The sequence below is a fragment of the Halodesulfovibrio sp. genome (genome assembly GCF_015482765.1).
GTDB lineage: Bacteria > Desulfobacterota > Desulfovibrionia > Desulfovibrionales > Desulfovibrionaceae > Halodesulfovibrio.
Genome location: NZ_JADMLB010000042.1, coordinates 18,913 through 30,389 on the forward strand (window position 1 = coordinate 18,913; position 11,477 = coordinate 30,389).

The window sequence follows — 11,477 nt, forward strand, 5'->3', positions numbered from 1 at the left end:
AATGTATACACAGCTTGCACACCCCCCTTATAACCTGTATGTCACAACCGATGGTTCTCCTTGCCAAATTGCAACCATTGCGTACACTACCCTTTGAACATGTTTTTGCTTAGGCAATAGGAGGCATGGAATGTTCAAACGACTTCTTATTCTTTTTTGTGGAGTACTTATGATGTGCACTGCAACCGCAGCGTCTGCGGCAACGGTGACTAAACTCAAAAATGGTTTGACTGTTTTGATTCAAGAAGACAAGCGATTCCCGCTTGTCTCTACAAGATTGTATGTGCATGCAGGCTCTGGATACGAAGAGCCAAGAGAAGCTGGCATCAGTCATGTACTTGAACATATGGTTTTTAAAGGCACTAAAAACTATGCAAAAGGCCAGATCGCTGCAAGTATTGAAGAATTAGGTGGCTACCTTAACGCTGCTACCAGTTTTGATTACACTGTATATATTGCAGACCTCCCTGCTGATGCATGGAAAACCGGACTTTCAGTTCTGCGGGATCAAGCATTCTTTGCCACTATCGATCCTAAAGAGCTCGAGTCAGAAAAAAAAGTTATTATCTCCGAATTGGAACGTGGCGAGGACAGCCCTTTCGGACTTCTTTTCAAAAAGCTGCAACAGCAGACAATGAAAGGAACAACCTACGCATGGCCGATTATCGGCTATCGTGACACTATCAATTCCTTCACTAGCGAAGACATCAAAAATTACATCAAAAAGCATTACCAGCCACAGCAAATGTTGTTGGTTGTTTGCGGCGACATTGATGAAAAAGCTGTTCTTGCTGAAGCAGAAAAACTCTACGGCAGTCTTGAAAACACTGCGATGGTGACACCGCCTTCCCCTGTTGATATCAACACCCTTGATGTTACCGGCCCTAACGTGCAGGTAGTAAAAGGAAAATGGAATAAAGTGTACCTCGGCATCTCATTCCCAATTCCGGGCTTTGACGATGTAAACACCACCGGCATTGATGTATTAGCTCAGCTCATGGGCGGCGACAAAACATCACCGTTTTATCGTAAATACCAGTACGAAAAGCAGCTGGTAGATTCTATCTCAGCTTCTGCATACTCTTTCGAGCGTGCAGGTCTTATCTACATCACAGCCGTACTTGATGAAGATAAAGTGAATGAGTTCTGGAATGAACTCATGAACGATTTACGCACTCTTAAAGCTTCAGAATTTAAAGATGAAGACCTTACACGCGTTCGCGTAAATCTTGAAGACTCCCTGTTCCGCTCTAAAGAAACCCTTTCCGGACTTACCTCAAAACTTGGTATGTTTGAATTCTTCTTTGGCGGCGAACAAGGTGAAAAGAACTACCTCGACGAAGTTGAAAACGTAAACCGTGAACAGCTTCAAAATCTGATCGATACATACATCCGACCAGACCGCTTACAGGCAACAATCCTTGCTCCTCACGATGGTGAGTTAAGTGAAACAGCCTTGACCGCAACTGTTGTTAAGAATTGGACATCTGAAAAGACTGTTGCAAAACAGAAAAAAACTCAGGATGCCGTCGGTAAAAAAGAAGTTATCGATCTCGGTAACGGCCGTCAGCTTATCCTGATTCCGGACAATACATTACCGTATGTTGCGATTGATATGGACTTCATGGGCGGCGACTCTCTTGTTAAAAAAGATCAGGAAGGTCTCCCTGTATTAGCAGCGCGTGTTCTGACAAAAGGAACAGGCTCCCTTGATGCCCCTGCCATTGAAGAATTCCTTGCAGACCGTGCAGCTTCTATCGGAGCTTCCGCAAGCAGAAGAACCTTCTCTGTAAGCGCACGTTATCCGGCTCGTTTCTCAGGCGACATTCTGAAACTCTTCACCCAGATGGTGCAGGAACCTGCAATGGCTGAAGAAGAAGTCGACCGTGAAAAAACTGATCAGGTTGCAAGCATTAAACTGCGTGAAGACCAGCCTATCGGCCTTGCTACACGCAACCTGTTCCCGTTCCTGTTTACAGATTCCATCTACAGCTACTACCACGCAGGTACACCTGAGCTAGTAAGCAAATTTACTCAGGATGATGTTAACGGGTTCTGGAAAAAACAGAAAAACATGCCTTGGACATTGGCAATCGCAGGTGACTTTGATCGCGACGCTATGGTTGAATTCGCTAAGCGCCTGCCGGAGCCGACAGAAGAACGACCGGAAAAATTTGTTCCAACTTGGAACAAAGAACACACCAAGTCCATTCCACTCAAAGACCGTAATCAGGCTCACCTGTTTATGATTTTTGAAACTGTGCCGCTTACCAGCAAAGACACAGCAGGACTTGAGCTTATGCAGAATATTCTCGCAGGTCAGAGCGGACTCCTCTTTAACGACCTCAGAGACAAACACGGTCTCGGGTACACTGTTACCGCGTCCAGCTGGCAGTCAACCATTACAGGTTTCACCTACTTCTACATCGGTACAGAGCCGGAAAAAGAAGAGGCTGCAATGGACGGTTTCCGTAGAATCATCAAAGAGATTCAAGATAAGCCTCTTTCTGCAGAGCAGATCAAACGCGGACAGAACCTTATGAGCGGACAGTACTACCGCGGACATCAAAGCCTCGGCAGCAGAAGCGCAGAAGCAGCAGGTCTTGCCACTGCTCAGCTCCCGCTCAGCTACAATAAAGACATCGTGGAACAAGCACAAAAACTTACTCCAAAAGATGTTCAGGAAATTGCTAAAAAATACCTTAACGTAGATAAAGCATACATCCTGCGCGTAGCACCGTAGACAACAACTGATTACATACGAAAAGGGGTTGAATCCGATGGATTCAACCCCTTTTTTATTCTCTAAAATACAGGCTGGCCGGTTTGTGCATCCAGCGGTTGGTCTGTAAAAACTACTTACAGACAACCACAACGCGTCCTTTTTCAAGGAAGTTGTGTGCATTGTTAATCTGTTTCAGCAATTGCGCCTGTTCGTTGGAAATAACAATATTACTGCGGGTTTTCCCCTGAACACTTACTGCTTTCAACACAAGAGGATTAGAAGAACTACGTTCTGAAGCAATAGCCTCTTCCCATGTTCCCGCATATTCAACCATACCATTTCTCAATGCTACATTTCGGTTCACAACACGCGGACTGTAAAGCACGTTCCCGGCTTCATCAGCTATTGTAACTGTGATGGCCGGCTGAATACCAACTTCACGAGCATCAATCAGTAACCCCGTGTAGGCAATCGGCAAACCAATTGGTTCTTCTGAAGATGTATCGGACGCCACAGCATTCTCAATAGACTCTGCTACGGCATTCGCTGCTGAATACGGGTTATCACTCACACGATGAAAAGAGACGTGTTTTCCAATCAGCTTTTCTAAAAACATATCGCGTAATGTGATGCTTACAGTAACATTTGCAACACCGTCTTCAGTAAAGCTGGTCGCGGTAATACGAGAGTTCTGCATATCCCCACGGACAAACTGCATAACATCTTCGTCTGCACGAAGAATATTTTTAATGCGCATTTTTTCCGTTACAGGAATACCGTTCAAGATAGTAAATAAATTTTTTCGGGCATCAATAGTCGCTGCACGTAATGTTTTCAACCGTGCCTGACGGCTACTCACAGCTAAACCGGTAGAAAGACTTTCACCAGTTGCTGTAACTGTCCCCGTCAACCAGTTAATTGCACCATGCTCGTATTTTTGGATGTACCCCGGTTCAAACGGTGCAACATTTTCGAGCTCAAAACCCTCTTTTGAAAAAAGAGGAGCTTTCGGTAAGGCTGCAGATAGTTCTGCACCGCCCTGATACAGTGTCTGTTGTGCTGCCTGCACCACATCAGAGCCTTGCTCGCTTTGAGCAAAGTCAGGCTGCGGCTCCGGCTGATATTGAAGTACCGGTGTTACTTTTTCTAACACCTTCTGCGAAGTGCTGACAGAACTTGAAGGCTGTTCTGCACTACCCGCTTTCTGTTGTTTAACTTGTGCTTCAACTTCTCGAATCGCTTGTTCAATGAGCTGAACTTGCGTGGCTTCAGATGAAATATCATCTTCTACAACAACAGATGTTGCTGTATTTTTTAAAGCACCGGCAACAGAATCTACCCCCGTATTTTCTGCTGCTGCCTGAGTTCCTACCAGTAATGTTGCCATGCAAAAACACGCCAACACTCGTCTACTCACCATGTCACCCTCTCAATTACGACCGCATTACAAAAGCTTCAATGTTGCTTCCAAATGATCCAACCAAATATCAACAAAGCCTGAATACTCGGCAAGCCCCAACACCATCGGGGTACAGCGTATTCCGGCTGACTCTATCTGTGATTTCCACGAATCGGCATCACTGCCTGCCATATCATTTCGGGCATGGCGTCCAACAACAGAAAGAAACGGCATTAACCATACCCGCTTCAATTCTCTATCTACCAATTCGGGCAAAATATGTTCAAGCGTATGATTCCCATCCATTGTTCCAAGAAAGATATTAGAATCTCTCTGTTGCAATTTCTGGTAAACCGCATCGTAACAACGATCCCCTTCATGAGATGAACCATGCCCCATGAAGACTACCCCCTCCTCCGCATTACGGCTCGGAGGCAGATGACGCATAACAGCATCAATAACCTGCTCAATATCACTCTCAGAATTCAGCAGCGGGGCACCGACGCTTACGTTCTGTAAGCGTCCGGAATCAACAAGCGCCTGTGCATGGAGACACAAATCTTCGTATTCTACTCCGGGGATAATATGAAGGGATTGCACAGCAATATGTGTATATTGCTCAAAAGCCATCTTTTCCAAAGCTTTAACTACAGAGTCACGTTTAACGCGTTGCGCTGCAAGTCTGTCGCGAATAAGCTCCGATGTAAACGCCAGTCGCACATTGACACCATCAAAACGCGAGCGCACACGCTCATCAAGAAGTCTGAGAGTTTGATGTGCCTGCAAATTATTGGCACCAAATGCCACAAGTAAAATACCTTTCTTCATAATATGTACGCTGGAATAAGTCTGGAATGAATGGATGAGTGTAACCCGAAAACCGTTGTCAGAAGCTGTTTAAATGAAGTAGAATCAGTAAATTTGAACAATATAAAATAGCTAATCCGAAGAGAATTAGCAAGGTTCTCAACTTTTCTATCCGCTTTACTCAACTCATTGCGACTCTTAATTAAAGGTAATGATGTGATTATCATCTACTATTTTATTACCGCCTGTATACAATATCACACTATCCACCTAAAAATATAGTATTTCTAAAGTACACTCCTACGGTTTGACCTTGCCCGCATCAATCGTTACAAAAGCACAAATTTTATTTTTTCTTTAAGAGGTTTCTTTATGAACTTACTCGTAACAGGCGGTTGCGGCTTTATCGGCTCCAACTATATCCACTATATCTTCAAAACATTCTCTGACATCACTGTCATCAATCTGGATAAACTCACCTACGCGGGTAACCTTTTAAATTTACAATCTATTGAGAAGGAACATGGTGGAACACGCTACTTCTTTGAACGCGCCGATATTGCCGATGCCGACGCCGTAGCTTCCATCTTTGACAAATACAAAATTGATGCTGTTGTTAACTTTGCTGCGGAATCACATGTTGACCGCTCTATCAATGACCCGTCCCCATTTATCACTACCAACGTAATGGGAACTCAGGTTTTGCTAACAGCAGCACGCAACGCCAATATTGAACGATTTGTTCATGTCTCTACAGATGAAGTCTATGGTGATTTATCTCTGGATGATCCAGCTTTTACCGAAAATACCCCGCTTCATCCAAGCAGCCCTTATTCCGCATCAAAAGCTTCTGCAGATATGCTTGCATACGCATTCTACAGAACCTACGGATTCAATGTATCCATCACCCGCTGCTCCAACAACTACGGTCCATATCAATTCCCTGAAAAACTTATTCCGCTCATGTTCAGCAAAGCCTCAGCTGATCAAGCCTTACCGGTGTACGGCACCGGTATGAACATTCGTGACTGGATTCATGTTGCCGACCATTGCAAAGGCGTACACCTGACACTCATGAAAGGTAAGGCCGGTAAAGCATACAACTTCGGTGGCAATGCAGAACGCACCAACCTTGATGTCATCCGCACCATTTTACAAGACTTAGGAAAATCAGAAGACCTGATCACCTTTGTAAAAGACCGTCCGGGACACGACCGCCGCTATGCAATGAACTACGAATTAGCTCAAAAAGAACTTGGGTATGAACCTGAATTTACCTTTGAACGCGGTATGAAAGAAACACTCGACTGGTACAAAAAGAACACTGAGTGGCTCAAAGACGTCCAATCCGGTGCCTACCTTGAATTTATGAAAAAATGGTACGCGGAAAAATAATCTTTTTCCCACAACCTATTGAATATTTTCGCCACTGATTATGTTTGCAGACAAAATCAGTGGCGATTTTCGTTCCTTCCCCACCTATAGCAACTTTTCTACAAGCCCGACGGTATTTCCCTGCGATATCCTTGAATTGCTTTTTATTTGATTCTCTCTTGACGCACCACCACGAGAGTATTTACTCACTCAAGGACGATTCAATCCTTCTCTCAAACACAGAGAGCGCACTATGCAAGGATTGTATCCTTACTCGACCATAGGTCGAACACTCTTTTCTTTAACCATGCAACGATCTATCGTTTGAACTGTTGAAAGGATATTTCTGTGAACCTCATTAACGCATGTAAAACTCTTCTCAAAGATGCCGTAGCTGCCAGCCTTGACCTGTACAAGGTTATGATTCCTGTCATTATTATTGTTAAGCTGCTACAGGAACTTGATCTTATCCAGTATCTGGCAGTACCGCTTGAGCCTATAATGAATCTTGCCGGACTGCCTGCTGAAATGGGGTTGGTGTGGGCTACATCTATTATAGTAAACCTTTACAGCGGACTCATCGTATACATATCCATGGTTACGACAATGGATCCACTTAGCGTTGCACAAATTACAACGCTGACGACAATGATGCTCATCGCCCACTCTTTGCCTGTTGAATGCAAGGTTGCTCAAAAATGTGGTGTGTCCATTACAGGGCAGTTCACTATCCGCATGGTATCAGCACTTATTTTAGGCATTCTCATGCATCTTGTTTTTTCAAATACAGGTATTTTTGCCGAACCAAGTAAAATCCTCTGGGAACCGCAACTTCCGGAATCCGGCATTCTTCCGTGGGCACTAAACGAAGCAAACAACCTTATTTACTTGTTCTTCATTATTCTTGCCCTGTTTGCTATTATGCGCTTACTCACGTACTTCGGCATAACAGAGAAATTAAACCAGTTGCTGAAACCTGTTCTTGAGGCAATCGGCATTGGTAAGGATGCAGCAACGCTGACCGTAATCGGACTCTCTTTAGGCATAACGTACGGCGGCGGCTTAATCATCCACGAGGTTAAATCCGGAAAACTCTCCAAACGTGACGTCTTCGCTTCTTTGACTCTTATGGGACTAGCTCACGCTTTGATTGAAGACACCCTGCTTATGATGCTTCTTGGAGCACACATCAGCGGCACGCTCTGGACACGTCTAGTTTTTGCTCTTATTTTCGTAGGAATCATGATGCGTTTCTACTCTAATGAGCCGGCTGCAGTTGCCGAACGTGCTGACTAACAAGGAAATTTGATGGGTAAAAATATATGGATCAACGCCGGAGAAACCTCCGGCGACCTTCATGGCGGCAGCCTTATGGAAGCCATTTCTTCAGTAGCCCCTGACACCACTTTTTGCGGAATGGGTGGACCAGAAATGCGCTCCAAAGGTTTTGATGCGGTTCTTCGTGTTGAAGACTTATCTGTAATGGGCTTCACAGAAGTTTTCGGAAAAATTTTTGACATCCTGAAGATGCTCAAAAAAATTAAACAGGAACTTGCTGAACGTCGACCTGATGCAGTCATCCTCATTGATGCACCCGAATTCAACTTTCGTGTAGCCAAGTACGCATCTGCTCTTGGGATTCCGGTATATTATTACATTTCTCCAAAGCTTTGGGCATGGCGTACCGGACGAGCAAAATTCATTGCCAAACATGTCACCCGTCTATTTTCGATTCTTCCTTTCGAAGTCGAATTCTACAAGCAGTTTAACATGGATATTGATTACATCGGCAATCCGCTTGTAGATACAATAGATTGGGATTCGATTGACCACATTACCCCTCAAGAAAACCGTATCGGAATTCTTCCCGGGAGCCGCAAAAAAGAAATTGAAGCTCTTATGCCTCAATTTGCGCTTGCTGCCTCTATTATGGTCAAAGAAAAACCAGAGCTTGAATTCCATTGTATTCAGGCCCCGGGAATCTCATCTGATCGATTACGGGAACTGTGGAATAGTTCAGTACCATTAACAATTCATCCGCCTGAAAATCGATATGAATTCATGCGGGGATGCTCCATGCTGATTGCTGCATCTGGTACTGTCACCCTCGAAGCAGCTCTGATAGGCACACCGACACTCATCACCTACCAGCTGTCAAAACTGACATTCTTTTTGGCAACAAAATTCATTGAAGTTCCTTTTGTCGGACTCCCCAACCTGATTATGGGTCGTGAAGTTTTCCCCGAACTTTTACAGGAGCAAGCCAACGGTGATGTTGTCGCAGCACGCGCTCTTTCTTGGATAAATACCGAAGGAAAACTTGATGCAATCCGGAGCGACCTTAAAACATTACGAACAAAAGTTGGCGAACCGGGTGCAGCCACAAGAGCGGCACAATTAATTATTAACGATTTATCTAAATAGTCACGTCTACATCTGGACAAATGACATTACGATATTACATTATGCGAGTAGTGAAAGTACGTATTCAATATGTGTATCGAATGCGCATTAGATAGATATCAAATGAATAGTGAATCTGTATCGGATGGATATCAGGAAGACCAAATCTGTATCAGGTTGGTATTAGATGCGTATCAAATAGGTACTAAATCCATATCGGCTGCGCAGTAAATATATACAAAATGCATATCAGATGCATATTAACTGTGCACCAAAAAATAGCATTTTCACTTGCAGATACACACAAAAAAGCGTAAACACTACCGCCTGTGATGCTGGTTTTGCCTAGCAAACCACCATCACACACTAAACTATTCAATGTCAGTTCCCATTTTTTCTGACACTGAATACTCCCAAAACGGGGGCGCACTGGTTTCGACGGGGATAGAAGAAGCCGGAGTTGCAGGTCGAGGCGCCGCTGGCCTCGTAAAAAGCGGCACTAAAGTAATTGCAAACGATTACGAATACGCAATGGCAGCTTAATTGACCGCCACGTTCACTTTGTTGACGTCAGATAGACTTAGCGAATGACAAAACCCCATCTGACTAGTTTTAGTAGGCGTTTGCTGCAGCTAGAGCGAAACTTATACAGCGAACTGGCTCTATGTCGCCTGTTCTGGGGCAAAGCATAAAGTAAGACAAACTAATCCAGAACTAAACCTGTAGATGCTTCGAGTGGACCATTCTCGGACGCGAGTTCGATTCTCGCCGCCTCCACCATGAGGTAATAAAGCTCTGACCTTTCAATAGGTTAGAGCTTTTTTCGTTTCTACAGCTCTGCACGGGTGTGTTTCCTACACATTTTCTACACACTTTGGAGCAACGGACATGCCTACCTATCTCGTGCAAACATCCTTCGCGCATTGCTTTAGAAGAGCTGTACCTGTTGACCTACGTCCCGTCATCGGTCTACGAGAATTGCGTTATTCACTTGGAACTCTTAGAAAACGTGAAGCACAGCGGACAGCTAAAAAGCTAGCCGCCGCAACGTCTCTCTTATTCGATAAAATCAGGACAACAGAGATGAGCAAACTTGCACCAGAACAATTAACTGATATCGTTCACAATTATATCAAGAACTGGCTCAAGGCTGATGCGGAAGAAGCTCCGAAAAACAGCATTGATGATGTATGCGAGTACCACTATGACATGGGGTCAGCTTACACAGAACAAATGGAAGAATGCTACCTTGAGCGTCACCGAGGAAAATATAACCGTGTAGCACACCTCGTAGACATGACACTCGAAGCTCAGGGACTGACTCTTGAGGACGTAGGTTCATCTCATGATGAGTTGTGCCACGAAATTGCTACGGCAACCCTAAGCCTGCTACAAAGCCGCCTAGCTCTAGCCTCGTCTAAGGTGATAAAAGCTGAAGAAATCACTAACGACCTGCTCAAGCAATACCCTGCGACACCTACCGCCCAGCCTGTCATACCCGCTCTAGAAGAAGACGATGACGGTAATGAACTACTCCGCAACGTCGTAGAACGCTATTGTGCTGAAAACGAACGAGAGAACTGGAAGCCTAAGACTGCCAAGGAAAACCGTGCAGCTCTACAGCTTTTCCTCGACTTTGTAGGACATGACATCAAGTGCAATCAGCTTAGTTACAAGCTCATACGTAACTACAAAGATGCCTTGAGCAAGCTTCCTCCTAATCGCAACAAGGACTCTAGGTACAAAGGAAAGTCCATACAGGAACTACTTGCAATGGACTGTGAGCCGATGAAGACCAATACAGCTAACAAGATGCTTAACAGGCTTTCCGGCTTCCTTGAAACCGCTCGTAAAGAAGGCTTCGTAAAAGAAAACTATGCCGCTGATATGACGTTTAAAAAGCGCCGTAGTGCAAAGGATGAGCGTAGCCCATACACACATGAAGACTTGATAGCGTTGTTCCACTCTGAGCAATATACCAATGACACTCATGAGAAGCCTTTCCAATTCTGGGCGCCAATTATTGCCCTGTTTACTGGTATGCGAGTCAATGAGATTGCTCAGTTACATCTAGACGACATCCATAACCAAGATGGCGTGTGGGTCTTTGATATAAATAACAATACAGACGACAAGAAAGTTAAGAACCAAAACGCGAAGCGAAAGATTCCACTAGCCCCCTTCTTAGTTAAGACCTTAAGGCTTCCTGATTACGTGGCAAAACTACGTGCAGATGGTGAACAAAGATTGTTCCCTGAGATAACACGCCACCGTGACGGTTACGGTCAGCGTATCTCACGTTGGTTCAATGGTGATGGTGGTAAAAGTAAGTTTATTGGCTACCGTCGACAATGCGGAATTGAAAGCACTAAGGACGTCCGCAAGGACTTCCATAGCTTCCGACATACGGCTATTGACCACCTCAAGCAAAAACTCCATGAGGGCGTAAATGTCGACTGCATGCTTTACGTCAATGGACATGGAGTACGGGATTCTGAGACCTTCAAACGCTACGGAACCGACTTCAAGCCTACGATGCTATTTGAGACCGTAACAAAGTACATCACTCATGATGTAGACCTTGACCTTGCTCATCTTGCCAAGAGTAAATGGGTTGTAATAACAGACGAGTAACGACTTCTATTTTTCATTCTAAGCGATGTTTTTCATTTTTTCGACTTAGGAGTCGTGTTAAAATTTTAACAGAGCCATCTCTGTTTAGTTCAACATTGCAGCCTATGAACATTAAGAAGACAAACATGAACTATA

The 11,477-nt window shown here is 44.4% G+C and carries 7 protein-coding genes and 1 other RNA gene; 6 read left to right on the forward strand and 2 right to left on the reverse strand.

Annotated elements, in window-relative coordinates:
• Positions 1–130: 130 nt before the first annotated feature.
• The gene (locus tag QZY95_RS06450; protein ID WP_290920835.1) at positions 131–2,743 is read left to right on the forward strand and encodes a pitrilysin family protein; all 2,613 of its coding nucleotides are present in this window, start codon (positions 131–133) and stop codon (positions 2,741–2,743) included.
• A 112-nt stretch (positions 2,744–2,855) separates the two neighbouring features.
• Here the strand turns inward: QZY95_RS06450 and QZY95_RS06455 are convergent, their stop codons facing one another.
• Positions 2,856–4,145, reverse strand: coding sequence for a hypothetical protein (locus QZY95_RS06455; RefSeq protein WP_290920839.1), 1,290 nt, complete (start codon positions 4,143–4,145; stop codon positions 2,856–2,858).
• Positions 4,146–4,169: 24 nt separating this feature from the next.
• Positions 4,170–4,952 (reverse strand): sirohydrochlorin cobaltochelatase, encoded by a 783-nt coding sequence (locus tag QZY95_RS06460; protein ID WP_290920843.1) that lies wholly within the window; start codon positions 4,950–4,952, stop codon positions 4,170–4,172.
• Positions 4,953–5,303: 351 nt separating this feature from the next.
• On the opposite strand from QZY95_RS06460, the gene rfbB reads away from it, so the two are divergent.
• From rfbB to QZY95_RS06485, 5 genes are all read left to right on the forward strand, one after another.
• Positions 5,304–6,326 (forward strand): dTDP-glucose 4,6-dehydratase, encoded by a 1,023-nt coding sequence (gene rfbB / locus QZY95_RS06465; RefSeq protein WP_290920847.1) that lies wholly within the window; start codon positions 5,304–5,306, stop codon positions 6,324–6,326.
• A 327-nt stretch (positions 6,327–6,653) separates the two neighbouring features.
• Positions 6,654–7,601, forward strand: coding sequence for a nucleoside recognition domain-containing protein (locus tag QZY95_RS06470; RefSeq protein ID WP_290920850.1), 948 nt, complete (start codon positions 6,654–6,656; stop codon positions 7,599–7,601).
• Positions 7,602–7,613: 12 nt separating this feature from the next.
• On the forward strand, positions 7,614–8,729 hold the full coding sequence (gene lpxB / locus QZY95_RS06475) for a lipid-A-disaccharide synthase (protein ID WP_290920855.1): 1,116 nt from the start codon (positions 7,614–7,616) through the stop codon (positions 8,727–8,729).
• Positions 8,730–9,128: 399 nt separating this feature from the next.
• Positions 9,129–9,488, forward strand: a transfer-messenger RNA (tmRNA) gene (gene ssrA, locus QZY95_RS06480).
• A gap of 108 nt (positions 9,489–9,596) precedes the next feature.
• The gene (locus QZY95_RS06485; RefSeq protein WP_290920859.1) at positions 9,597–11,342 is read left to right on the forward strand and encodes a site-specific integrase; all 1,746 of its coding nucleotides are present in this window, start codon (positions 9,597–9,599) and stop codon (positions 11,340–11,342) included.
• The last annotated feature ends 135 nt before the right edge of the window (positions 11,343–11,477 follow it).

Excerpts from the sequence above, each read along its gene's own strand:
- QZY95_RS06450 (WP_290920835.1), top strand. The coding sequence starts at position 131 with ATGTTCAAACGACTTCTTATTCTTTTTTGTGGAGTACTTATGATGTGC.
- QZY95_RS06455 (WP_290920839.1), bottom strand. The coding sequence starts at position 4,145 with ATGGTGAGTAGACGAGTGTTGGCGTGTTTTTGCATGGCAACATTACTG.
- QZY95_RS06460 (WP_290920843.1), bottom strand. The coding sequence starts at position 4,952 with ATGAAGAAAGGTATTTTACTTGTGGCATTTGGTGCCAATAATTTGCAG.
- rfbB (WP_290920847.1), top strand. The coding sequence starts at position 5,304 with ATGAACTTACTCGTAACAGGCGGTTGCGGCTTTATCGGCTCCAACTAT.
- lpxB (WP_290920855.1), top strand. The coding sequence starts at position 7,614 with ATGGGTAAAAATATATGGATCAACGCCGGAGAAACCTCCGGCGACCTT.
- QZY95_RS06485 (WP_290920859.1), top strand. The coding sequence starts at position 9,597 with ATGCCTACCTATCTCGTGCAAACATCCTTCGCGCATTGCTTTAGAAGA.